The 23392-nt window shown below is 67.6% G+C and carries 24 protein-coding genes; 3 read left to right on the forward strand and 21 right to left on the reverse strand.

Annotation, left to right across the window (positions count from 1 at the left end):
* Positions 1–30: 30 nt before the first annotated feature.
* The 20 genes from ACOGXE_RS16345 to ACOGXE_RS16440 all read right to left on the reverse strand — a co-directional run bounded on the left by ACOGXE_RS16345 (position 31) and on the right by ACOGXE_RS16440 (position 18477).
* Positions 31–300 (reverse strand): YggT family protein, encoded by a 270-nt coding sequence (locus tag ACOGXE_RS16345; protein ID WP_419931945.1) that lies wholly within the window; start codon positions 298–300, stop codon positions 31–33.
* A 31-nt stretch (positions 301–331) separates the two neighbouring features.
* Positions 332–829, reverse strand: a complete 498-nt coding sequence (locus ACOGXE_RS16350) for a cell division protein SepF (RefSeq protein ID WP_419931946.1) — start codon at positions 827–829, stop codon at positions 332–334.
* Between the two features lie 84 nt (positions 830–913).
* Entirely contained in the window at positions 914–1573 is a 660-nt protein-coding gene (locus tag ACOGXE_RS16355) for a YggS family pyridoxal phosphate-dependent enzyme (protein ID WP_419931947.1), read from the reverse strand.
* Entirely contained in the window at positions 1566–2444 is an 879-nt protein-coding gene (locus ACOGXE_RS16360; RefSeq protein WP_419931948.1) for a polyphenol oxidase family protein, read from the reverse strand. The genes ACOGXE_RS16355 and ACOGXE_RS16360 overlap by 8 nt, the downstream gene beginning before the upstream one ends.
* Positions 2350–3426, reverse strand: a complete 1077-nt coding sequence (gene ftsZ / locus ACOGXE_RS16365; RefSeq protein ID WP_419931949.1) for a cell division protein FtsZ — start codon at positions 3424–3426, stop codon at positions 2350–2352. Before ftsZ ends, ACOGXE_RS16360 begins: the two co-directional genes overlap by 95 nt.
* Positions 3427–3587: 161 nt before the next feature.
* Complete coding sequence (locus ACOGXE_RS16370; RefSeq protein WP_419931950.1) at positions 3588–4334, reverse strand: cell division protein FtsQ/DivIB; 747 nt, start codon at positions 4332–4334, stop codon at positions 3588–3590.
* Complete coding sequence (gene murB / locus ACOGXE_RS16375; protein WP_419931951.1) at positions 4335–5330, reverse strand: UDP-N-acetylmuramate dehydrogenase; 996 nt, start codon at positions 5328–5330, stop codon at positions 4335–4337.
* Entirely contained in the window at positions 5320–6699 is a 1380-nt protein-coding gene (gene murC, locus ACOGXE_RS16380) for a UDP-N-acetylmuramate--L-alanine ligase (RefSeq protein WP_419931952.1), read from the reverse strand. Before murC ends, murB begins: the two co-directional genes overlap by 11 nt.
* Complete coding sequence (locus ACOGXE_RS16385; RefSeq protein ID WP_419931953.1) at positions 6696–7886, reverse strand: UDP-N-acetylglucosamine--N-acetylmuramyl-(pentapeptide) pyrophosphoryl-undecaprenol N-acetylglucosamine transferase; 1191 nt, start codon at positions 7884–7886, stop codon at positions 6696–6698. Before ACOGXE_RS16385 ends, murC begins: the two co-directional genes overlap by 4 nt.
* Positions 7883–8971, reverse strand: a complete 1089-nt coding sequence (gene ftsW / locus ACOGXE_RS16390; protein WP_419931954.1) for a putative lipid II flippase FtsW — start codon at positions 8969–8971, stop codon at positions 7883–7885. Before ftsW ends, ACOGXE_RS16385 begins: the two co-directional genes overlap by 4 nt.
* Before the next feature lie 53 nt (positions 8972–9024).
* On the reverse strand, positions 9025–10452 hold the full coding sequence (murD, locus tag ACOGXE_RS16395; RefSeq protein ID WP_419931955.1) for a UDP-N-acetylmuramoyl-L-alanine--D-glutamate ligase: 1428 nt from the start codon (positions 10450–10452) through the stop codon (positions 9025–9027).
* Positions 10449–11501, reverse strand: coding sequence for a phospho-N-acetylmuramoyl-pentapeptide-transferase (mraY, locus tag ACOGXE_RS16400; RefSeq protein ID WP_419931956.1), 1053 nt, complete (start codon positions 11499–11501; stop codon positions 10449–10451). Before mraY ends, murD begins: the two co-directional genes overlap by 4 nt.
* Positions 11498–12949: a UDP-N-acetylmuramoyl-L-alanyl-D-glutamate--2,6-diaminopimelate ligase gene (locus ACOGXE_RS16405; protein WP_419931957.1), complete on the reverse strand. Its 1452-nt coding sequence runs from the start codon at positions 12947–12949 to the stop codon at positions 11498–11500. The genes mraY and ACOGXE_RS16405 overlap by 4 nt, the downstream gene beginning before the upstream one ends.
* Positions 12950–12989: 40 nt before the next feature.
* Positions 12990–14915 (reverse strand): penicillin-binding transpeptidase domain-containing protein, encoded by a 1926-nt coding sequence (locus tag ACOGXE_RS16410; protein ID WP_419931958.1) that lies wholly within the window; start codon positions 14913–14915, stop codon positions 12990–12992.
* Positions 14899–15363, reverse strand: coding sequence for a hypothetical protein (locus ACOGXE_RS16415; protein ID WP_419931959.1), 465 nt, complete (start codon positions 15361–15363; stop codon positions 14899–14901). Before ACOGXE_RS16415 ends, ACOGXE_RS16410 begins: the two co-directional genes overlap by 17 nt.
* A 33-nt stretch (positions 15364–15396) precedes the next feature.
* On the reverse strand, positions 15397–16353 hold the full coding sequence (gene rsmH, locus ACOGXE_RS16420) for a 16S rRNA (cytosine(1402)-N(4))-methyltransferase RsmH (RefSeq protein WP_419931960.1): 957 nt from the start codon (positions 16351–16353) through the stop codon (positions 15397–15399).
* Positions 16350–16796, reverse strand: a complete 447-nt coding sequence (locus ACOGXE_RS16425) for a division/cell wall cluster transcriptional repressor MraZ (protein WP_419931961.1) — start codon at positions 16794–16796, stop codon at positions 16350–16352. Before ACOGXE_RS16425 ends, rsmH begins: the two co-directional genes overlap by 4 nt.
* Positions 16797–16948: 152 nt before the next feature.
* A complete protein-coding gene (locus ACOGXE_RS16430) occupies positions 16949–17602 on the reverse strand; it encodes a lipoyl protein ligase domain-containing protein (protein ID WP_419931962.1) in 654 nt (217 codons plus the stop codon).
* 7 nt (positions 17603–17609) lie between these two features.
* Positions 17610–18122, reverse strand: coding sequence for an HNH endonuclease (locus ACOGXE_RS16435; protein ID WP_419933545.1), 513 nt, complete (start codon positions 18120–18122; stop codon positions 17610–17612).
* Between the two features lie 124 nt (positions 18123–18246).
* A complete protein-coding gene (locus ACOGXE_RS16440) occupies positions 18247–18477 on the reverse strand; it encodes a hypothetical protein (RefSeq protein WP_419931963.1) in 231 nt (76 codons plus the stop codon).
* A 177-nt stretch (positions 18478–18654) separates the two neighbouring features.
* Here ACOGXE_RS16440 and ACOGXE_RS16445 point away from each other — a divergent pair, with 177 nt between their 5' ends.
* The 3 genes from ACOGXE_RS16445 to ACOGXE_RS16455 are packed head-to-tail and all read left to right on the forward strand — an operon-like array spanning position 18655 to position 23089.
* Positions 18655–19635: an AAA family ATPase gene (locus ACOGXE_RS16445; protein ID WP_419931964.1), complete on the forward strand. Its 981-nt coding sequence runs from the start codon at positions 18655–18657 to the stop codon at positions 19633–19635.
* A 14-nt stretch (positions 19636–19649) separates the two neighbouring features.
* Positions 19650–20828 (forward strand): DUF58 domain-containing protein, encoded by a 1179-nt coding sequence (locus ACOGXE_RS16450; RefSeq protein WP_419931965.1) that lies wholly within the window; start codon positions 19650–19652, stop codon positions 20826–20828.
* Positions 20825–23089: a transglutaminaseTgpA domain-containing protein gene (locus tag ACOGXE_RS16455; protein ID WP_419931966.1), complete on the forward strand. Its 2265-nt coding sequence runs from the start codon at positions 20825–20827 to the stop codon at positions 23087–23089. The genes ACOGXE_RS16450 and ACOGXE_RS16455 overlap by 4 nt, the downstream gene beginning before the upstream one ends.
* Here ACOGXE_RS16455 and ACOGXE_RS16460 read toward each other — a convergent pair.
* Positions 23086–23379 (reverse strand): hypothetical protein, encoded by a 294-nt coding sequence (locus ACOGXE_RS16460; RefSeq protein WP_419931967.1) that lies wholly within the window; start codon positions 23377–23379, stop codon positions 23086–23088. The two genes, ACOGXE_RS16455 and ACOGXE_RS16460, sit on opposite strands and share 4 nt — an antisense overlap.
* Positions 23380–23392 lie beyond the last annotated feature (13 nt).

Here is a 23392-nt window from a genome sequence, read left to right on the forward strand (position 1 = left end):
CGGAATGTACCAGCCTGCGCAGGACGGTCCCTAGCCGCCCGGGGTCGCGCAAATGAACGCCCGGAATATCTGCAGCCCGATGAGCAGCACGATCGGCGAGAGGTCCAGTGCCATGCTGCCGAGTCGGATTGCCGGCAGGGCTCGTCGAAGAGGTCCCATGACGGGCTCGGTGATCCGCACCAGCCACGTGCGCACCACAGTCACCGGGCTCTCGGGCGACAGCGGGATCCAGCTGAATATCACGCGTGCGAAGATCGCGACGATATAGAGCAACAGCAGGTTGCACAGCACGGTTCTCATGGCGTCACCTGGTGTTTCGCGCTGGAACGCCTCAGTGACCGGCGTCCTGTGCGGCTACCGGATGATGCTCGTCGTCGCTCACCACAACGTTTGCGGGCACAAGCATGTACACGGCATTGGCGACTTTGCGCATCTCCCCGTCGCGGGCATAGCACAGCCCGCTGGCGAAATCGAGCAGTCGGCGGGCAGTGTCGCGATCGAGCCCTTGCAAGTTCAAGATGATCGGCTGCTCACGCTTGAAGCGGTCGCCGATCTGCTGCGCATCGTCGAACATCCGCGGCATCAGCACAAACGGCTGAGCAGTTGATGTCGCCACACGGCGTACAGCGGAGGTCGGCGCCGGGGCCGCAGTGTGCGGTGTCGCCGTCGGCGGCCTTTCCACCACCGTGACACCGCTCTGGCTGGTCTGGTCGATGACTGCTTCTGCCGCCGGCATATCGCCCGGCATGGCGCGCTCTGCTGGCGGCGCATAGCTGTCGTCCGGGCCGAGGCCCAAGTAGCTCATTGCCTGCTTCATGAACGATGCCATGCAGAACCTCAGTAACGGCAGCCTCCATCAAGGGCTGCCTCGATGGCACAGGGTACCGACTTGTCAAGTTGGGGTCAGGCACCCTCAGAGAGGCCGGCTGCCAAAGAGGGCAGTCCCGATGCGGACCATGGTTGAGCCCGCCCTGACGGCCGCTTCGAGGTCAGCGCTCATCCCCATGCAGCGGTGCTCGAGGTCGTGGTCATCGGCGAAGCGGGCGACCTCGCTGAAGGCCGTTTCGATCTCCCGTGGCGATCCCTGCGGACCGATCGCCATGCAGCCGGCCACATTGAGCCCTTCCCGGCGAGCGGCAACCACCACAGAAGCTGCCTCGTCCGGCGGGGAACCGCCTTGCCCGGCGCTGCCGCCCACGTTGAGTTGCACGAAGATCGCAGCCCCCGGATCATGGCGTGCGATCTCAGAGACAAGCCGCAGCCGGTCCACGCTCTGCCAGACGTCCACCACGCCGGCCAGTTGACGGACCTTGTTGGATTGCAGCCGTCCGATGAAGTGGACAGCGACCGTCTCTTTGGTCGCGGCACTGATCTCGTGCCACTTCCTGTGCAGCTCTTGGGCATAGTTCTCGCCGACCATGGCCAAACCTGCGCGAGCAGCAGCGTCGACCGCCGAGCTGTCGAATCCCTTGGTCACCGCCACTATGCCGACTCGGCTGATGTCGCCGCCGGCTTCGGTTATCCGCTGCTTGACGTGCTCGGTGCGTCGGCGGACTTCCTCGGCATCAATCATCGCCCGACTCCCCTTCCGGCTCAGCCTCCAGGCAGACCAGCACGGCCGTCCGGCCCTGCTCGGCACGGACGCGGTGCGAGAAGTAGCGCTCATCAGTAGCGGTGCAGCGGCCGATCTCGCCGTCGATGACGGCCCCGTTTCGCCGGAGCGCCAGCCGCGTGGCTTCGCCGAGATCGAATGCTGGCGTGCCCCACTGCGTTGTGCTTGCCACAGCGGGACCGAGCGCCTGTGTGGCCGCCATCAGCTGATCGGGGCCGAATTCGTAGTGCAGGGGGCAGATGTGCGGCCCGACGACAGCGCGGATGTGGCGGATCCCCTGACGTTCGAGCTCGGCGAGCACAGCAGGCACGATGCCTTCGAGCAGGCCCCGCCATCCGGCATGAATTGCGGCTACGGCGCTGCTGCCGTTCACATTGGACCCGTACAGCACGATCGGCACGCAATCAGCAGTTCTGACCGCAAGCGTGGCACCTGGCGCGGCCGTCCATGCAGCGTCGGCGCTGGCACCCCGATGCTGTCCGGGTCGTCGGACTTCGACGACCCGCGTTCCATGAACCTGACGCAAGGCGGTCACCGAGCCGGCAGCGGACACATGGACAGGGGCGCAATCGCCGTCGGAGCGCTCAGTGATCGAGATGTGCACCGTGCTGTTCCCGCAGCATCGATGCAGCGTCAGCATCCCGAGGGACCGGTGATTCGCTGCATGCCACCGGTGCGATGCCGACAACCGGCGTCGATGTGCGGGGCGTGGAAGTGGTTGCGACGCGGCCTCGGCGTCACCGCAGGAAGCTGGGCACGTCGAACGATCCGTCGTCGTCATCGAGGTCGCCGAACGGGTCGGCTGCTTCGCCGCTCTCCGGAGAGGCCGCATAGTCCCCGAGCACGCCGGCCTCAGAACTACCGGGCCCGTAACGATCGAAGCCCGCGGCGATGACCGTCACCCGGATCTCTTCCCCAAGCGAGTCGTCGATGACGGTGCCGAAGATGATGTTGGCCTCGGCATGGGCCACTTCACGGATGACTTCCGCCGCCTCGTTGACCTCGAACAACCCGAGTTCGGGCCCCGCGGCGATGTTGAGCAGGATGCCCCGGGCACCGTCGATGGATTCCTCGAGCAAGGACGACGAGACTGCCTGTCGAGCCGCGTTCTTGGAGCGATTCTCGCCGTGAGCACGGCCGATCCCCATCAGAGCCGTGCCGGCGCTTGACATGATCGCCTTTACGTCTGCGAAGTCGGTGTTGATGAGACCGGGCGTGGTGATCAGACCCGAGATTCCGGACACCCCCTCGCGCAGAACATCGTCCGCCATACGGAAGGCATCGATGATCGAGGTGTGCTCGCTGGCGACGGTGAGCAAGCGGTCATTGGGGATCACGATGAGCGTGTCCACTCGTTCCTTGAGCCGCTCGATGCCCTGTTCGGCCTGGATCTGCCTGCGCTTGCCCTCGAAGGCAAACGGGCGCGTGACCACGCCGATGGTCAACGCTCCGACCTCTTTGGAGACTTCGGCGACCACCGGTGCGCCGCCGGTTCCGGTGCCGCCGCCTTCCCCGGCTGTGATGAACACCATGTCTGCGCCCTGCAGCGCTTCGGCGATCTCGTCGCGGTGCTCTTCAGCAGCTCGGGTACCGATCTCAGGATCGCTGCCGGCGCCGAGCCCGCGGGTCAGCTGGCGGCCGATGTCCAGCTTGACATCGGCGTCGCTCAGCAGCAGCGCCTGGGCGTCGGTGTTGACAGCGATGAACTCGACCCCGCCCAAACCGACGTCGATCATCCGGTTCACGGCATTTGAGCCGCCGCCCCCGACGCCCACCACCTTGATGACTGCCACGTAATTCTGTGGTGAGGCCACAGGGCTCCTTGCATTCGCTGGCCGGCCGCGACACCAATCGTGCCGCCGGCGGGCACCTCCTAGGGAAAATAGCGCAATTGACGACAGTACCGATGCCTCTGCGGCAGGGCAAGGCCCTACTGACGCCTCTGCTGCAGGGCAAAGCCCTGCAGTCGCCGAACCTAGGGCGGCGGGCGAAGCACTGGCAGGTGCGGCACCGACACATCCAAGACGGCATCGGCGGTCGTCATCTCCCCGATGACAGCTGCAATCGCCGCCGTCTTGGCCCCGAGCGCCGAATCGTCGCCCAGTGCCGCCTCCAGCACCCAGCCGTCCGGCTGCTGTCGCACACGCGCTCGGATGTCGCCACGCCCGTCCCGCCAGAGAGCGACCACGACGAACTCCGGCTGTCCCCGCGCCGCACTCAGCACCGCCAGCAACCCTTCCGCATCACCTGCGAGGAACGCCCCGGGCTCGGGCGCCGCAGAGATGCCGGACAAGCGCGGCAGCTCAGGCAGGATCGTGAGCGGCGACGTGAGCACCCGACCCTCTATGTCGGCGAGTACCCAGCTCCCGGGAGCGGCCAGTGCAAGCGCCGCTTCGGAACGCTCGATGACATCCACTTCCACGGTCGCAGGCCATCGACGCCGGACTCGAGCATCGGCAATCCACGGCACAGCTTCCAGCGATCGTTCAGCCTCGCCGGTGCCGAGTGTGCCCATGAACTGCCCAGGCTCGATGCCGGCAGCTCGGTATGCCTCGTCGTAGCTGACGCGATGCAGACCGCTGAAGTGGACGCTGTCGACTTCGAAGGTGCCCGCCGCGTACAGGATCGCTGCAAGCGATGCCGATACCGCGACCACCGCAGCCGCTGTCAGCCACCGCCGACGGCGATGTCGTTTCGGCTCCGCACCGGGTGATGGCGCCATTCAAGGCAGTATCGGCGCTGCGTCGAAGCCCACCATGCGGACCTCGGGCTGCAGCACGATCCCGGTCGACTCGGTGACACGACGCCGGATTTCAGCCATGAGGGCGACCACGTCTGCCGCAGTGCCGCCGGGATCGGAAACGATGAAATTGGCATGCAGGTGCGAGACCTCGGCCGTGCCGATACGCAAACCGCGCAGGCCCGCCTGATCGATGCGCGCCCCGGCAGACACTGCCTCGGTCAACTCAGGCAGGGGGTTCATGAACACCGAGCCCGAGTTCTGCCCGCCGGGCTGGTGCTCTCTGCGCCAGCTGACAATGTCCGCGATCCGTTCCGCCGCCAGTGACGGGCGGGCCGGATGCCCGCTCAGCCGCGCGCGAATAACCACGTGACGGTCATGAAGGCCGCTGCTGCGGTAGCCCAAGTCCAGAGCGTCGACCTCGACGTGCCGCGGTTCCAACTGTGCCTCGAGATCGACTATGTCAGCGTCGATCATGCACGATGCCATGTCGCTGCCATGCCCTCCGGCATTCATGCGCACGGCGCCGCCCACTGAGCCCGGCACGCCGACCGCCCATTCGAGACCGCCGATGCCCGCTGCAGCACACTTGCGCGCGAGCACAGGCAGGGCCACTGATGCACCGGCGTCGACCGTCGCGTTCGCATGATCGAATTCGATGTTGCCGTAGGCGTCGCCGAGGAAGAGCGCTATGCCCTCGAAGCCCCGGTCTGCGACCAGCAGATTCGATCCCCGGCCGACAACGAGGACCTCCAGTCCGGAAGCTGCGGCGGCCTCGCCCACGCGCCGCAGATCAGCAGGGGTGTTGGCCACGAACGCCACCGCAGCCGGACCGCCGACTCGCGAGGTGGTCAGGGCGCCCAGCGGCGCGTTGAGACGGGCGTCATCACCGAGCACCGTTGCTGCATGTCGAACTGCATCGGGATCTGACCATCGACCGGCAGCGAGGTATTCAGGGAACCGGTGTTCACGGGACATGCAGCAGCTCGTCTGGGAGCGTCGTCAGATCGCCAGCACCCAGCGTGAGGCACAGGTCGCCGGACCGCAAGTGAGAGCGCAGGTACGTGCGCAGCTCGGTCCGCCCCGGCAGATAGGCCACCGACGCGTACGGGTGGGTGTCAAGCAGCGCACCGAGCACAAGTTCGGTGGACACTCCGGGCCTCGGTACTTCGCCGGCAGCGTAGATGTCGGTCAACACCACCTGATCTGCTTCGGCGAACGAATCCGCGAAGTCCTGCCACAGCGCCGCTGTCCGGGAGTAACGATGGGGCTGAAAGACGGCGACGATCCGTTCCCAGCCTCCACTGCGAGCGGCGGCGATTGCGGCCGCTACCTCTGTCGGCAAGTGCGCATAGTCGTCGATGAACGAGACCCCATCGCGCTCACCGCGCCGTTCGAATCGCCTGGCCACGCCTGCAAATCGACCGAGGGCTTCGACCATGGGCGATGCAGCCGCGCCCAGTTCGAGCGCCGCAGCGAGGGCACCCGCCGCATTCGTGACGTTGTGCAGCCCGGGCAGCGGCATGTCGCACCGTCCGATCGAGGTAGTGCCGGCAACCAGCTCGAACCCGGCACCCGTCCGGGAGCTGTACGCATCCACGATCCGGTAGTCGGCTCCCGCAGACCTGCCGTAGGTCGCGCAGCCGCCGATGCGCGCGGCCATGGCGGCCGCACGCCGGTCGTCGGCACACACGATGCGCGGTCCCGACGCGCTGCCGGCGAAGCGCTCGAATGCTGCCGCAAGCTCCTCGAAGTTGCCGTAGTGGTCGAGATGGTCGGGCTCGATGTTGGTCACGAGCACCGCATCAGCGACGAGCTGCAGGTGAGTCCCGTCGGACTCGTCGGCTTCGACGACGAACCACTCCCCCGCCGTATCCCACACCGCGCCGGAGCCGATCTCGTTGACGTCGCCGCCCACAAGAAAAGAAGGTCGCTCACCGGCTGCGACCAAGCAGAGCGCCAGCATCGACGAGGTAGTGGTTTTGCCATGGGTGCCGCCGACCGCGAGCGTCTGCTTGCGCCTGCAGATCCCTGCGAGCAACTCGGCCCTGCTCAGCACCGGAATGCCGCGGCGACGGGCTTCGACAAGCTCCGCGTTGTCGTGGGGCACCGCACTCGAATGCGCCACAATGTCCGCCGAGCCGATGTTGGCAGCGTCATGGCCGATGCTCACTCTGCCACCGTGAGCCGCGAGTCGTGTCATGCCGGGGCCTGCTCTCAGGTCACTGCCGCTGACGGTATGACCCATCTCTGCGAGCACCAGCCCGATGGCATTCATGCCCGCGCCCCCAGCTCCCACCAGGTGGATACTGCGCAGCTCCTCCAAGTCGACCGGCGGCGCAGTCATGACGCGCGCTCTCGGGGCGAATGGTTCTCGGGCGCGACTGAACCAGGAAGCGCTGAGCTGTGCTCTATCACGAGCTGCGCAACGCGTTGAGCGGAGTCCCGACGGCTGAATGCCGCTTCGGGGGCGCCGTCCAGCGCAGCTCGGCGCTGCAGGCCCGGCATCTGGTCGAGCTCTGCGAGCAGCCGTTCCCCGTCGAACTCGGCGTCGACCACTACGCGCGCTCCGCCGCCAGCCGCCAACTGCTCAGCGTTGCGGCGCTGGTGGTCGTTGGTCGCGATAGGCAGCGGCACCAGCACAGCCGGTGTGCCGATGACCGACAGCTCGGCAACGGTTGACGCCCCGGCCCGGCATATCGCATAGTCAGCCGCAGCCAGGGCCGTGGGCAGGTGCTCGTCGAAAGGCACTGCGCGGTACCAATTTCGGACCTGCGAGCCTGCCGGTCGCAGCGAGGGCTCCGGCGGTCGATGATCAAAGTCGCGTCTGCCGACAACGTGATAGACGAACAGGCCGTCGCGTTCGCGCAGCCTCGGCAATGCCGACCAGACTGCGGTGTTGATCCGCAGCGAACCCAGCGAACCGCCGAACACCACCACGACGGTCGCATCGGCGGGCCAGCCGCGCCGCGTCCGGGCATGGCCCGCGTTGAGTGCGGCCTCGATCACCTCGGGCCGCACTGGATTCCCGGTCACCACTTCCCGGTGCAGTCCCGTCCCGCTGACCGGAACGGCCGCGGCGCGCGCGAATCTGCCCAGAAGCCGGTTGGTCGCCGACGCGACGGCGTTCTGCTCAGCGATCACCAACGGCACGCGCCAGATCACTGCTCCCACCGTCGCAGGCAACGCCGCGTACCCGCCCAGGGACAGCACTGCAGCGGGACGCCGCCGCCCGACGAGCACTATGCCGCGCACGGTGGCCCACACCAGGCTTGCTGCAGCACGCGCGTTCGTCAGGTTCACCCGGCGCGCCGTCAGGCCTCGGCCGCCGAGCAACGTCACGCCGAAGCCCGCAGCGGGCACGATCTCCGAATCGATTCCCTTGGCGCTGCCGACGAAATGGATGCCGTCCGATGGCCAACCGCGCTCGGCCAGTGCCGAGGCCACCGCCAAGCCGGGCATCAGGTGCCCCGCCGTGCCGCCGCCGGCGATCAAGACGCCTGGGGCGTTGCCGGCTCTGCGTGCTGCCGTCACGGCCGCGAGGCCGAGTCGGATCGCCGGGTCACATTCAGCAGCAGACCCGCGGCCGCTGATGCCACCACCAAGGAGGAACCGCCGAAGGAAAGGAATGGCAGAGTCACGCCGGTCACCGGCAGCAATCCAACCACACCGCCCACGTTTACCAGCGTCTGGAGCACGAACCAGATGGAGATGCCCGCTGCGAGCAGCGAGCCGAACATGTCGGGCGCCTTCTGACTCGTCCGGAGTCCCCCGATGCCGACGACCCCCAGCAGCGTCAGGAGCCCGAGCGCGCCGAAGAGGCCCATCTCCTCGCCGACGATGACGAAGATGAAGTCTGTGGGAGCATTGGGCACCCATCCCCACTTGGCCTGGCCTGCCCCGAGGCCGGTGCCGCGTACTCCTCCTTGCGCGAGACCCACCAAGCTCTGAAATGTCTGATAGCCGCTCGAGGCGCGTTCAGAGATCGGGTCGAGAAAGCCCGCCAGGCGTGCACGGCGGTAGGGCGCCGCATAGGCCAGCAACGGTGCCGCTACGGCCACCATCGCGGCGATCTTGGCCAGGTCGCGGCCCGGCAGGCCGGCGACGAAGAGCATCCCGACCCCGATGCCCGCCAGTATGAGCGTGGTGCCCAGATCCGGCTGCAGCAGCACCAACGAGCAGCCGGCAGTGAGCAACAGCATGGCCGGTCGCAGGATCCGGTCCGGCCGATCGATCTGGTCCTTGCGGGCATCCAGGAAGGCGGCCAGCGCAACAATGAGAGCCAGCTTCGCTATCTCCGACGGCTGAATGCTGAACTGGCCGACTTCGATCCAGCGGCGCGCCCCGGCCGTGCGCTTGCCCACCGCGAGCACGATGAGCAGCAAGCTCACGCTCGCGGCTGCGAGGGGCAGCGCCATGCGCCGCCAATGCCGGTAGTCGACGCCGAGCGTGACGAGCAACACGGCGACAGCGATCCCCACGGACCACAGATGACGCGTGAAGTACTGCAACGGTCGATCGGATGAATCGATTCCGGTCGCCGAGGTTGCCGACAGCACCAGCACCACCCCGGTAAGCAGCAGCAGGAACACCGCGGACAGCAGTGCTGCGTATCTCACCGACGGGCCCGATTGGGCACGTCCCGGCTGCGTGCGCGATGGCTCCGGCCTGCTCATCGTTCTTCCGCCGCTGGAGGCTGTGAGCGCAGGCGCACGTCAAGGTCGGCTACGGCCGTGATGAAGTGCTCCCCCCGTTGGCGGTAGCTCGAGTACCAGTCGAACGAGGCACACCCGGGTGACAGCACCACGTCTCGGCTGGGTTCAGCCATGCGGTAGGCGGCTTCCACAGCTTCAGGCATCGAATCGGCGCGGACGAGTTCAATCGGACCGCATGCGGGCTGGCTGAAGCACTCGATGATGTCCGGCGCTGCCTCACCGATGGCGACGACACCGTGAACATGCGGGGCAATCGCGGCAAGCTCGCCAAGATCGAGGCCCTTGTTCCGGCCGCCCGCGATGAGGATCGCATCGGAGAAGCCCCGCAACGCTGCGACTGTCGCATGCGGTGCGGTGGCCTTGCTGTCGTCATGAAAGCGAATGTCACCGATGCGGCCCGCCGATGCCAACCGGTGAGGCAGGCCATCGAATGACCGCAATTCGGTTGCCACCGCCTCAGCGGACGCGCCCATCGCCAGCGCGATGGCGGTTGCGGCGGCAGCGTTGGACAAGTCATGGGGGCGCCGTCGTGGCAGCTCCGCTGCTTCGACGATGCCTTCGTCGTGCGCAATCAGGATCCCGCGCTCGTAGCGCACATCGCAGGGCGCCTCGAGCTGTCGGGGAGCTGCGAATGTCACCTGCCGTGAACGGATCCCTGACGTCCATGGCTCGATGTCGGTGTCGCCGAACGGCACCACAGCGATGTCACCGGGACCTTGTGCGGCCCAGATGCGGGCCTTGGAAGCGGCGTAGTCGCGCAGGTCGGCATGCCAGTCGAGATGATCAGGAGCCAGATTCAGCCACGCAGCAACGGCGGGAGCGAATCTGCGTGCCCGGTGAAGCCTGAACGACGACGCCTCCACGACGAACGCGGAGACGTCGCTGTCGATCGCTTCGACGAGAGCAATGTCCGTGTTGCCAGCACCGACAGCGCCGATCCCGCTCCGGTTCAGCATTCGCTCCGTGAGCACCGTGACCGTCGTCTTGCCGTTGGTGCCGGTAATGGCAGCCAGCGGCCGGCTGTCCCATTGCGCGGCCAGGTCCAACTCGCTCACCACTGGCACCCCAGCCGCAGCCGCGAGCGCATAGCACCCGTGTCGAGGTGGCACCCCCGGAGCTGGCACCACGGCACCGGCACCCGACACCAACGACCTGAGCAGCCGATCGTCGGTGGAATCGTGAATCGTGCCGACGGCTGTCTCTGTCCGGGTGACTCGCTTGGCCGCTTCGGCAGGTCTGTCGTCGGCCATGACGACCTCGTAGCCACGCGCCGTCAGTGCAGAGGCGACGGCCCAGCCGGTCACGCCCATGCCGACGACAACGACGGGTCCACCCGCAGGCTTCACATCGTCGCCTGCTTCGTGGCAGTCGATCGGGGTGCTCACAGCGAGCCTGCTGGGAGTTCGACGAGATCCAGGCTGAGAAAGTCCGCGTAGTACAGCCCCAGCGCGAGGGCGACGAGCAGGCTGTTCACGACCCAGAGGCGGATGAGCACGGTGGTTTCCGGCCAGCCGCCCAGTTCGAGGTGATGGTGCATGGGGGCCATCCGGAACAGGCGGCGGCCGAAGAGCCGGAATGAGCCGACCTGGATGATCACCGACGCGGTCTCGATGACGTACAGGCCGCCGATGACGGGCAGCAGGAGATCGACGTGCAGCAGCATCGCGAGACCCGCCATCGCGGTACCGATGGCCAGTGAGCCCGTGTCACCCATGAAGATCCGTGCCGGCGGCGCGTTCCACCACAGGAAACCCGCGCACGCGCCGGCCATTGCAGCAGCAACGATGGCCAAGTCCAGCGGATGCTTGACGTCGTAGGAGATCGGGTGACGGAATGCCCAGTAACCCACGACCACGAAGGCAGCGAACGCCACCGCGGCGGCTCCGGCGGCCAGGCCGTCGAGGCCGTCGGTGAGGTTCACAGCGTTCGACGTGCCCAGGACGATGATGACCGCCCACAGAATCCACACCGCGGCGGGAACACGCAGGGAGTTCCCGTCCAGCCGGGTGAATCCGATGGCGGAGTCGAGGTTCACCCACCACACCGATGCGACGGCAAAGCCGCTGCCCACCGCGACAAGCCCGATCAGCTTGGCCCGCTTGTTCAAGCCCAGGTTGCGCTCGCGGCTCACCTTGATCCAGTCGTCAGCCAGCCCGACAAGACCCGCTGCGCACACGGCTGCCAGCAGCACGATTCCCGAGCGCGTCATGACCGTCTCGGCTCGCAAGTGGCTGACGACGTAGCCCACGACGGCTGCCGCGACCACCGCGACGCCCCCCATCGTCGGCGTGCCCGCCTTGGTGATGTGGCCTCGAGGGCCATCGAGGCGGATGGGTTGGCCGACGCCGCGCGCCTGCAGCCACGGGATGAGGTAGCGAGTTCCCACCAGCGACACGAACATCGCGGAACTGGCGGCGATGAGCAGGGCGATCATCGCCGTGCGCTCCGGCGCCGCTGCAGGTGCCCGGCAGCAGCGACTGCGTCGTCAAACGGCACGGAGCGGCTTGCTGCCACCTGCATGGTCTCGTGACCCTTGCCGGCGATGATGACCACATCGCCGGCCATGGCATTGCTGATGGCATACGAAATGGCTGCCGATCGGTCCAGTTCGATGTGCAGGCCATCGCCGGAGTCATGCCGGATCCCCGCACCGGCAGCGATGTCGGCCGCGATATGCGCTGGGTCTTCGCTGCGAGGATTGTCGGTGGTCAGGATCAGCACATCGGCGTGCCGATCCGCAGCCGCGCCCATGGGTGCCCGCTTCGATCGGTCCCGATCGCCGCCGGCACCGAACACCGCCCAGAGGCGACTGTCCGCGGAGCCGAGCTCGCGAGCGCTGGCCAGGGCGGCGGCGAGGGCGTCAGGCTTGTGGGCATAGTCCACCAGCACCGTGATGTCATCTTCTGGGCCGCTCACAGGCCACAAACGCCCTCGCACTGGAGTGATGGCAGCAATCGCCGAAGCCACTGCGTCATCTTCGAAGCCGAGTGCGCTGGACGTTGCGGCTGCGGCCGCGACGTTCGCGACATTGAACCGTCCCAGCAGCCCGCACCGCACGTCCCGGCCGCGCCACCGGCCGCTGAGCCCTTCCGTGCTGGCGACGACCCGGTCGATGTCCGATGGCTGCCACCGGACCACCTCGGCCGTTGTGCCAGCGGCCAGCGAGGCCAGGCGGCGACCCCACGTATCGGCGACGTTCAGCACTGCGATCTCGCTGCGGCCGTCGAACAGGCGCGCCTTGGCGTTGAAGTACTCCTCCATCGTGGCATGGAAATCGAGATGCTCATGGCTCAGGTTCGTGAACACGCCGGCAGCGAAGCTGGCGCCGTTGACCCTGCCCAGAGCGAGCGCGTGAGACGAGACTTCCAGCACAACCATCTCGGTTCCGCTGTCGGCAGCCTGGCTGAGGCGCCGGCACAGGTCCGGCGCCTCGGGCGTGGTGTGCGTCCCGTCCAGCGTTCCCATGACCTCACAAGTCGTACCGCACGCGGTCGCAATGGCGGCGATTGCGTGGGTCACCGTGGTCTTGCCCGAAGTCCCGGTGACGCCGACGACGGTGCAGCGACGCCATGGCTGACCCCACACGACCGCTGACGCTGGCCCCAGTGCCGCCCGCACATCAGGCACCACTATCTGAGCTGCGTCGACATCGAGGACTTCGGAGACCAGCAATGCGCCAGCGCCTGCGGCGAGCGCTTCGGCGGCGAAGCGATGGCCGTCGTGATGCTGTCCCACGACGCAGCCGAACAGCGCCCCGGGAGTGACTGAGCGGCTGTCGTGGGCGATGCCGTGCACAAGGGTCGGGGAGCTTGTGGCTCGACGGTCCCGTTCGCCCGGAGGTGCCACGTACGTGCCCCCGATGGCCGAGGCCAACCCCTCCACGGGCAGGGGATGCGCCGGGACCGGAGCTGATCCGTGCTGCCTAGGCATCGGGTGACACCTGCAGCATGCGCAGGGCATATTCCGCTACTTCGGCGAAGACAGGTGCGGCCACGATGCCGGCCCGGTATTCGTGAGGTTCATCGAGCACTACCACGACGGTGAGCTCGGGACGATCAGCCGGCAAGAACCCAGCAAAGGAACTGGTGTATGCGTCGTCGGAGTACCCGCCGTTCGGGCTGGGCTTCTGGGCCGTGCCGGTCTTGCCCGCAACCTGGTAGCCCGCGATGGCCGCCCGCTTGCCGGTTCCGGAACGAACGACTTCGGCGAGGATGTCCTGCATATGTCGTGCAGTCTCCGGGGACAGAACGCGACGTGTCGGGATCGGGTCGGCGGGTCGTAGCGCGCCATTGCTGCCCACGCTGCCCAGCACCAGGCGCGGTGTGACATAGACGCCATCGTTGGCGATGGCGTTGTACGCAGCCGTGAGCTGTATCGCCGTCATCGCGATGCCTTGGCCGAACGCAATCGTGGCAAGATCGGTGCCTCGCCACTGGTTCGCAGCACGCAGGATGCCACGGCTCTCGCCAGGCAGCGCCGGACCATCGTCGCTGCCAGTCAGGCGGCCGAAGCCGAACGATCGCAGGGAACGCTGCAGTTCGGTGGCGCCGATTCGTTCGGCGAGCTTGATCGTCCCGATGTTCGACGAATGAACCAGGATGTCCGAGGTTGTCATGCTCTCGCTGGGCTTGGAATACGGCTCGATGAATTCCTTGTCGGCGAAGGTGTATGCCGCCGGCGTCGAGTGCATCTCGACTGGCGTGGTGAGCCCTGCTTCCAGTGCCGTGGCAATCGTGAAGCTCTTCGCGACGGATCCCGGCTCGAATGCGTCCGTATAGGCGGGGTTGTAGGCCACCGGCCTGATCTCATCCGTGTCCTGATCGCGCGCAACTGCCGCCAACGCCAGAACGTCACCGGTGTCGGTCTGCATCATTACCACCATGCCGCCCTTGGCACCGGTCGCTCGAACCGCATCGCTCACCGATCGCTCCGCAACCCACTGCATCTGGGTGTGCAGCGCGAGCACCACATCGTCGCCGTGGCTCACTGGCTCGAAGAGCTCGGTTCCCGTCGGCAGTGGCATGCCGCTCTCGGCGATGCGGGCAACCTCTCGGCCGTCCGTGCCGTCCAACACGTCGGCAAACTGCTTCTCGGCGCCGCCCAGCGGATTCTGGTCGATATCGGTTGCGCCGAGCAACCCCCGGGCGAAATCGTCTCCGTTGGGCCGAAGCCGCGAGGACTCGCCGCGCACACCGATGCCGGCGAGCTGCAGTTCCTGCACCGCCAGCCCTTCTGCCGGACTCACCTGGCGTGCCACGTAGACAAAATGCCGGTCGCTAGCGAGTCGCTCGGCGATCGCGCCGACGTCCACATCGAGAACCGACGCCAAGGCAATGGCCGTCTGGTGAGGGTCGATGACCAGGCGGGGATCGGCCCAGATCGTGGGCAGGCTGTCTGATACTGCGAGCAGATTCAGATTCCGATCCAGGATCGCCCCGCGAACCGATTCGAGCTCCCACTGCGCAGTCCCCTGACGTTCGCCCAGCGCGGCATAGGTCTCGCGGTCGAGCAGTTGCACTTGAACCAGGCGGGCTCCGAGCACGGCCAGCGCAATGACCGTGGCGACGATGAGCAGCAGCGCCCGTCGGCGAGGCGGCCCAGCGCGGGCTGTGCGGCGCCGCGGCGGGGGCGCCGCCTGCTGAGCTGAGGACTGCTGCCTGGTCGTGTCGCCGGGCTCTTTCGCTCCTGAAGCAGGGTGCCATCGGCGCGCGATGGGCGGTTCAGACCGTCGGGCTGATCTAGATCCGGTGTTTGGGGCCGCCGGTCGCAGCCCCGGCGGGGCACCCATGGACGGGTGCCATGACGCCGGCGCCGCGCGGCGCTCTGCCCGCTCAAGAACGTCGGTCATGCGCTGTGGACGCATCGGTCAGCAGCGTCTTGATCGAGAGCCAATCTCCGCCCGGGTGAATGCTCCGCTGCGGTGCATCGACGGCGGCGATGTGCCGCGGCTCGATCCGCACATCTATCGGATCGGTCGCGCTCACCAGACCGAGCGCCCCAACCCCCATCAATTCGATCTCAGCGGGACCGTGGAGTGTCTGGAGCTCGTAGCGCAGGTCGATCAAGCGCTCTCGCTCGACAGCAATCTCCGATTCCAGTTCCGACAGGCGGTACTGGCCCGCTGCCAGCATCGAGTGGAACACCGCAAGCCCGGCGAGCACGGTGATGGCGGCGGCGGCCACCAGCGCAGTGACACCCACCAGACGCAGCCCCACGGCGCGGCGCGGCGGCGCCGACGCCGGCGTGAGGCGTGGGGACGCGTCCGCGACGGGGAAATGGGCGGTGGCGAGAGCCATAGGGCGCGATTCGGCGGGGTGACAGTGCTGGAATCAGCGATGGGCTGGCTCGAGGCGCTCCGCAGCGCGCATCAGGGCGCTGGCGGCGCGCGGATTCCGCTCGACCTCTGCGGCGCTGGGGCGCGTGACCTTGCGACGCAAGAGGCGAACGGTGGGTGCCGCCCCGCAGATGCACGGCAGGGTCGATGGGCATTCACAGACGCCGTCGGCTGCTTCTCGCAGAATGATCTTCACGATGCTGTCTTCTCCTGAGTGATAGGCGAGCGTTGCGAGGCGCCCGCGTGGTTGCAGGCGCGCGAGCGCGGCTCGCATTGCGGGTTCGATGAGGTTCAGTTCGTCGTTCACTTCGATGCGTATGGCTGCGAACGTGCGCATCGCCGGATGACGCCGACCGCGCCGGGCAGCAGCGGGCATCGCGGCCTTGACGGTGTCGGCCAGCTCGCGGGTCGTCCGCAGCGGTCTGGCTGCGATGATCGCTGCGGCGATCCGATGGGCGTAGCGCTCGTCGGCGTGACGCTTCAACACGTCCCGTAGTTCGGCGAACTCGTAGGTGTTCACGACGAATCCGGCATCGGGGCCCGAGCGGCAGTCCATGCGCATGTCCAGCGGGGCGTCATGGCGGTGTGAGAAACCGCGCTCGGCCGAATCCAGCTGGTGACTGCTGACGCCGAAGTCGAAGAGCACACCGGCGAGGGGGCCCCCAGGAGCCGCGTCGACCAGCTCGCCGAGACGATCAAACCGCTCGCAGCGCAACGACACACGGTCCCCAAAGCAGGCGAGTCGTTCCGCAGCTGCTGCGATGGCCTCGGGATCGCGATCGATGCCGAGCAGTTGCCGCTCTGGGTGCTGTCGCAACAGCGACTCTGCGTGGCCGCCGCCCCCCAATGTGGCATCGACGAACAGCCCGCCCCCGACGGGCGCGAACACTTCGGCGATCTCGGCGACCATGACCGGCTCGTGAAACCGCTCCCGAGCCGCTGGCGCGCTCACGCCTGCTCCGATGCATCGATGCCGCTCTCGGGTGCCGCCAGAAGCGATTCGCCCTGGGCGTTCATTTCGTGCCAGCGGCCGGCATCCCAGATCTCGACTTCATCAATGGCGCCGATCACGACGCACTCGCGCTGCAGGCCGGCGAAGCGGCGCAGCTCCTCAGGAACTGCTATCCGGCCCTGCTTGTCCGGCAGGACCCGAGCTGCCCCCGCGCCGAATGAGCGCTTCGCGGCGCGACCATGCGGCCCGCCGGACTGCGAACGCTCGGACATCTGGCCTGCGATCTCGCCGAACCGGTCCGGGGTCATGAGCGCAAGGCAGCCCTCGCTGTGCTTGATCAGGAAGCCGGACGGCTCGAAGGCATTGCGGAAGCCCGCTGGGAGCACGATGCGGCCCTTGGCATCGAGCGAGTGCTCATGCTGGCCAACGAACAGACTCTCCACCGCAGGGCCTCCGCAGCGTCCGAATGAGAACCTGGTTCGTGTGGGCATATGTACCCCTACGAACCACTTTGCACCACTTTATGGGTAACGCACCCACTCTGTCCACCCCATTGCCGTGTGCGTTCGCCATGCGTGCCCTTGCGGCAGGGTGGCTAGGCGTCGTGGGCGGCGATGAACCTGACCAGATGCTCGGCGATGTCCGAGGGCGTGTGCTTGATGTCGAGATCAGCCCAGCCCACTGCCCGGTCACAGACCTGGGCTGCAGCGGCCGAGTCCAGGGCCGACGCCATGGGCCCAAGTTCGAACTGCTCATAGCCAACGCACTGAAAGCGACAGCCCTCACGGGTGCGTCGCTGGGAGATCCCGATCAGCTTCCGACCGGCGGCCACGATCTCTCCCGGGCCGAGTGACCCGAAGCACACCAAGCCGTCAGAAGGCCCGGCCTCGTACGGGCCGCTGTGCATGGTGGCCGGCACGCCGAGGTCGGAGATGGCTGCGGCCAGCGTGCGACCCAGCCAATGGAAGGCCTGACCGACGTCTGAGCGCCAGAGAGCATCTCCGGCCGGCACGAACACGTCGACCCACGTGCTGATGGCAGGATCCAGCCACACCAACCCCCCGCCGCTGCGGCGCCGGACGAGACCGGGCCGGGTGCCGCGGAACGGATCAGGGCTTGCAGAGCCCAGGATCAGCGCCGGCGCGGTCGGGCGCAACCACGAGACACGGCGCCGACCATCCCGCGGCATCGGACGCGCGTGCAGCAGCTCAGCGCCGGCGTGCCATTCCTCGCGTGTCCACGCGCCCACGGGCAGCTCAAACGAGTTGAGGCTGCAGGTCACCGAGATAGTCGGTCCACTCCCTGGGGGCATCGCCTCGCATTGCCGCCACCACGGCGAGCGGCTCGGGCGCATATGGAGGCCGGTGCAGCCGGTAACGGCTCTCTGACAGCAGCGAGTTTCCCTTGCCCACATTGCAGGCTCGGCAGCAGGCCACCACGTTCTCCCACGTGTGCTCGCCGCCGCGGCTGCGCGGGTGAACGTGGTCGATGCACTCGGCCCGGCTTCCGCAGTATTGGCAGCGGTAGGCGTCCCGCGCGAACACTGCCCGCCGGTGCAGCGGAGCACGCCGGCGATACGGCGCCCGCGCGTGATACGTCAGCCGCACGATCGAGGGCACCGGCAACGTCATGCGCGGCGAGCGAATGGCGCCGGGCCTGGTGTGAACGACGTCGGCCTTACCCGCCAGCACGAGCAAGAGGGCACGTCGCACAGTGGTGATGGACAGCGGCTGATAAGTGACATTGAGCACCAGCGTTCGCTCTGACAGCACCGTGCGCGGCCGCGAGATATTCGGGTCGCGAAGGATCGCGTGGCCGTTGGTCGCGCAACTCCCGTTGACTGCGTCGGCGACAGGCTGCGGCGCGCGGGCGACCGTTTCGAGCGACGTCATGTCAGCGGCGCGCCGCAGCGGCCGGCCAATGTCGACACCATTCCAGCCATTGGATCAGATCAGCGGGTGTGGCGGCCGCACGGCCGTCGCTGCCGACGGCGGTCAACAGGCGGAATCGCACATAGTCACGATGCGGCACCGGCAGGAATGGCCGGCGGGCCCACCAGCGCGGCGGGATCAGCCGCCTCACGGCTCGCACGGCAGAGAGCCACAGCCGGGGGCGCGTGGCCACCGCAACCAGCGTTGCCCCCAGGCGTGGGCCGCGTGGAGTCCGCAGTCGGCGCACCGGGCCACCCTAGAGGCTGAGGCGGCGGTGGCAGCGAAGGGATGCTGAGTAGCCTCACAGCGTTCTCCGAACCCAGTCCTAGAGCCGCATCCCCGGATTCTCCAGCCCTGAAAGCCAGACGCCGTGCGCAATCACACTGCCCCGCAAACGCATGCGGCCGATGCCGAGACCTTCCGGCAGACGTTCGAGCGCATCACGGCGAACGTCGAACGGGTCATCCGCGGCAAACCCGACGCCGTCGGGCTCTCGCTGCTGTGCCTGCTGTGCGACGGACACCTGCTGATCGAAGACGTGCCAGGTGTCGGCAAGACCAGTCTCGCCAAGTCGCTCGCGGCTTCGATCGACGCACCTTTTGGCCGGATCCAATTCACGCCCGACGTGCTGCCCTCCGATGTCATCGGCGTCAACGTGTGGGACGAGCGCGAGCGCACATTCGAGTTCCGTCCCGGCGCGCTGTTCTCGAGCATCGTGCTGGTTGACGAGATCAACCGGGCGTCTCCCAAGACACAGGCGGCGTTGCTCGAGGCGATGCAGGAACGCCAGGTCACCACCGACCGCACCACGCGCCCGCTCGGTCGGCCGTTCATGGTGATCGCCACCCAGAATCCCATCGAGCACGAGGGCACCTATCCGTTGCCCGAGTCCCAGCTCGATCGCTTCCTTATGCGCATCAGCGTCGGTTACCCCGATGCCGACTCGGCCGTCGAGGTGCTCGATCTCCATGACGGCACGACAGAACTCACGCTCGAACCGGTTGCGGCGGCCGGCGAGATCCTGGCGATGACGCGCACCGTCACCGAGGTGCACGTTGCGCCGGTGCTGCGCCGCTACATCGTCGCCGTGGCCGACGCGTCACGACGGCGCGGCACGATCACGCTCGGCATCAGCCCGCGAGCCACGCTGGACCTTCAGCGGGTGGCACAGGCGCGCGCACTTGCCGCCGGACGGAACTACGTGGTGCCTGACGATGTCAAGGCCGTCGCTGAGCCAGTGCTCGGTCACAGGATTCGCCTGAGCCCCGATGCGCAACTGCAGGGTCTGACGCCCCAGACGGCACTGCGCGACGTCTTCGACGCCGTCGCTGTGCCTACCGCCGCTGGCTAGAAGGCTGGAGGGGCATGCTGACACGGCGGGGCTGGACCGTCGGCATCGGCTCAGCGGCTGCCGCCGGCGCCGGGCGGCTCTTCGGCATGGGCGAACTGCTCGTGCTGGCGTGTGCGGGGATTGCGTTGATCGCCGGAGCTGTCGTGTGGACCCGGACTCGCCGGGTGCGCCTGCGGATCCAGCGCTGGGTTCAGCCCGCACGGGTCCATGCGGGCGGGAAAGCTCGAGTACAGCTCGCCCTCACCAATCTGGGCGGACCTGCGCCGGTGCTGCAGCTGACCGACCCAGTGACCGGCACGCTCGGCGCGCGCCTGCAAGTTGGCCCCCTGCTCGCCGCTGAGCGTCTGAACACGTCATACCTGCTGCCCACCCAGCGCCGTGGCCGCTTGGAGATCGGTCCGGCCGAGGTCGATGTCGTTGATCCGCTGGGTCTGTCGCGAACATCCATCGGCGCCGGCCCGCGCACGACGCTCGTCGTCTATCCCGCGACCCAGACACTGGTGCCTCCCCGTCTGGCCCGCGGACCCGAGCCGCTGGGTCTGGCGGCAGACGTCCACACGCTGCAGCGCATCGGCGAGGACTTCTACGCATTGCGCGACTACACGGCGGGCGACGATGTCCGCCGCATTCACTGGCCGTCGACGGCCCGGCTCGGCCGCCCCATGGTGCGCGAGGACGAGGTGCCCCGCCGGAGCCGGGTCACGGTGGTGCTGGACACCCGCAGCACTGCGTTCGACCCTGAGCGCTTCGAGCTTGCCGTGTCCGTCGCCGCCAGCGTCGTCCTCGCCAGCGCCGCTCGGCACGATCCGCTGCGACTGCTGACCGTGGCCGGGGCCGACACCGGCTTCGTCACCTCGGGGGAAGGCTTGGCGCAGCTGTTCGATCACCTCGCAGACGTCTCCACTTCAGCCGAGGGCTCGCTGCGCCACACACTCGCAGCAGCCACAACAACCGCCGTGGGCGCCGTGGTCGTGGTGCTCGGGGGAACGATGCTCGATGCGGCTCGAGATGCCGATGCCATTTCGGCGGCAAGGACGCGTACCTCCTCGATGACCGTCGTCCGCGTGAGCAGATCTGGCGACGCGCTGCCAGCAATCGGCCCGGATGTCGTGGACATCAGCAATCCCGTAGAGCTGGGGTCCAAGTGGGCCGCTGCGCAGGCGTCTTCCCCGGCAAGCGCGGTGTACACGTGAAGGGACGAAGCCTGTGGCAGGTCGAGATCACGCTCTGGCTGCTGACGCTGCTCGCGGTTCTCACTGCCCGCCGTCTCTTCGACGCCTGGGATTACGCGCCGTTCTGGCTGATCATGGCACTGGGAGGCCATGCCTCGGCCGCCGTCGCACGACGGCAGCGCTGGCCCTTGGCAGCCGCTGCAACAGCATCAGCCCTGATGCTGATCATCGTCGAAGGACTCGCCCTGTACCCCGACACGCTCTGGCTGCGTTTGCTGCCCAGTGCTGAGACGCTCAGGCAGGCGGCGGCCGACATCGCCGCGGCGTGGGACGCCTTCGGCATCGTGGAGGCGCCCACGCCGGCTGCCGCGGGATTCTTGCTGGTAGGCGGTGCCGTCATCTGGCTCGCGGCATTTGTCGCCGATGCATTGGCGTTGCGCGCTAGATCGGCAGGGGAAGCGCTGCTGCCGGCCTTTGGCGTGCTCGCCTTTGTGGGCGCACTGGGCACCGACGCATGGCGAATCCGCAGCGCCGCTGCGATGGTGGTCTGCGCCGCAGCGTTCGTGGCCGCACACGGCGTCCTCCACACCGGGGACCGCACGCCAGTGGGCGCGACGGAGCGGCGGCGTGCGACCGTGCCCCTGCGCACCGCTCTGCGCTTGGGCATCCCCGCAGCACTCGTCGCAGCGCTGCTCGTTCCGCTGCTGCCGGGCAACGACGCGCCGGCGATCGTCTCATGGAAGGACCTCGATGGCAGCGCCACCGCCTCGAGGGTGACGATCAGCCCCTTGGTCAACGCCCAAGGTCGCCTGGTGGGCACATCAGGCGCCGAGTTGTTCCGAGTTGAGGCTGATGCCCCCGCCTACTGGAGGGTGTCGGGCCTCAGCCGCTTCGACGGAACATTCTGGGGCTCCGAACAGCTCTATGGAGATGCGACCCGGCACCTGAACGGGCGGGCCAGCGACGAGTTGCTCACCCAGCAGATCACCATCGGAGCGCTCGACAGCATCTGGTTGCCGGCTGCGTACGAGCCGGTCGCCTACGAGGGCCCCGATGCGCTCTACGACCCCGAAACCGGCACGCTGGTCACTGAGCACAGCAGGGAACTCGAATCCGGGATGACCTACACCGTCAGCTCGCGTGTCGATGTGCCTTCCATCGTCGGCCTCGTGGCCGCCAGGGGGGACGTCCCGCCCGACATCGCCGAGAAATACCTCGCCTTGCCCGACGGCTTCAACCAGCGCGTGACAGAACTCGCGGTCGATGTCACCGCCGATGCCGCAGGACCGTATGCCAAGGCCCTGGCGCTGCAGAACTTCTTCCTCGAGAACTTCGTCTATGCCTTGAGAGTGCCCAGCGGGCACGACACCGAACGCATGGAGCAATTCCTGTTCGATGAGCGGCGTGGCTATTGCGAGCAATTCGCCGGCACGTACGCGGCGATGGCCCGCGCCGTCGGCCTGCCGTCGCGTGTCGCCGTCGGCTTCACGCCGGGGGAATTGGTCGACGGCAGCTACGTGGTGAGAGGCGAGCACTATCACGCGTGGCCGGAGGTCTGGATTGCGGGGCGCTGGGTGTACTTCGAGCCGACGCCAGGGCGAGGTGCCCCAGGGGCCGTCGTCTACACGGGCGTCGCGCCTCAGCAGGTCGTGCCCGGCGACCCGGATGCAGCCGGCGAGGCGGGTTCGGGGTTCATCGGCGAGTTGGGTCTCGAAGATCTTGAGGGACTGTCGGGCGATCTTGAAGGCTTCGTGGATGTGCTCGACTTCGAGGGATCCCAAGCGCCGACGGGCACCTGGTCGGAATGGCTCGTGGTTCCGTTCTATGCACTGCTGGCCGTCGGCGTTCTCTGGCTCGTCACCGTCCCGTCAGCCGTGCGCATCCGTCGCGCACTGCACCGCCGGCGTGCCCGTCACGATGCGCGCGCCGCAGTCGGCGCCGCTTGGGACGACGTTGCGGAGACGCTGTTCAATCTCGGCATTGACCAACGCTCCCCCGAGACCCATGTCGAGTTCGCCGATCGCGTCGACCGCCGGCTGCGCATCGATTCGGGCGAACTGCGCTCCCTGGCCGCGGCTGCCCAGGAGGCCGTGTACGCGGCCGAGCCCCCGGCACCGGAGACAGTCGCCGGAGCCAAGCAGGACGCGCAGCACCTCGAAACGCGCATCCGGTCTGCACGCAGCCGCTGGGACCGCGTCGGGACCGCATGCCGGCCGGCGGCTCTGGTAGCCGGGCCTCGCTCTCGCCGCCGCCAGCGAGCCGTCCTGAGCGGCAGGGGCTAGCTGGGGTCGTTGCGGAAGCGGCGCCGCATGCGGTCGCCGAACGAATCCGGATTGTTCGGTCGGGATCGCTTGGCGATCGAATCCGAAACCTTCTCGAGGCCCAGCCTGCCCATCTTGCGGACATTGCGCTCGATGACCACTGCGCTGGCGAACACCACCAGGAAGGCAACGAACGACAGCGCGAAGTGCACCTGCAGGCCCAAGCCGATGCCGACCAGGCCCAGGATTCCGCCGAGCACCGCCCAGCGAATATTGCGCAGCGCATGGCGAGTCAGCGTGGTCTCCGACACCTCCCGCGCGAAC

Source organism: Candidatus Poriferisodalis sp., assembly GCF_965208555.1.
Lineage (GTDB): Bacteria > Actinomycetota > Acidimicrobiia > Acidimicrobiales > Poriferisodalaceae > Poriferisodalis.

Bases quoted from the DNA above. Each gene is read 5' to 3' on its own strand.
- ACOGXE_RS16345 (WP_419931945.1), bottom strand. From the start codon at position 300: ATGAGAACCGTGCTGTGCAACCTGCTGTTGCTCTATATCGTCGCGATC.
- ACOGXE_RS16350 (WP_419931946.1), bottom strand. From the start codon at position 829: ATGGCATCGTTCATGAAGCAGGCAATGAGCTACTTGGGCCTCGGCCCG.
- ACOGXE_RS16355 (WP_419931947.1), bottom strand. From the start codon at position 1,573: ATGATTGATGCCGAGGAAGTCCGCCGACGCACCGAGCACGTCAAGCAG.
- ACOGXE_RS16360 (WP_419931948.1), bottom strand. From the start codon at position 2,444: ATGCGGCCTCTCCGGAGAGCGGCGAAGCAGCCGACCCGTTCGGCGACC.
- ACOGXE_RS16370 (WP_419931950.1), bottom strand. From the start codon at position 4,334: ATGGCGCCATCACCCGGTGCGGAGCCGAAACGACATCGCCGTCGGCGG.
- murB (WP_419931951.1), bottom strand. From the start codon at position 5,330: ATGTCCCGTGAACACCGGTTCCCTGAATACCTCGCTGCCGGTCGATGG.
- murC (WP_419931952.1), bottom strand. From the start codon at position 6,699: ATGACTGCGCCGCCGGTCGACTTGGAGGAGCTGCGCAGTATCCACCTG.
- mraY (WP_419931956.1), bottom strand. From the start codon at position 11,501: ATGATCGCCCTGCTCATCGCCGCCAGTTCCGCGATGTTCGTGTCGCTG.
- ACOGXE_RS16410 (WP_419931958.1), bottom strand. From the start codon at position 14,915: ATGACCGACGTTCTTGAGCGGGCAGAGCGCCGCGCGGCGCCGGCGTCA.
- ACOGXE_RS16415 (WP_419931959.1), bottom strand. From the start codon at position 15,363: ATGGCTCTCGCCACCGCCCATTTCCCCGTCGCGGACGCGTCCCCACGC.
- ACOGXE_RS16450 (WP_419931965.1), top strand. From the start codon at position 19,650: ATGCTGACACGGCGGGGCTGGACCGTCGGCATCGGCTCAGCGGCTGCC.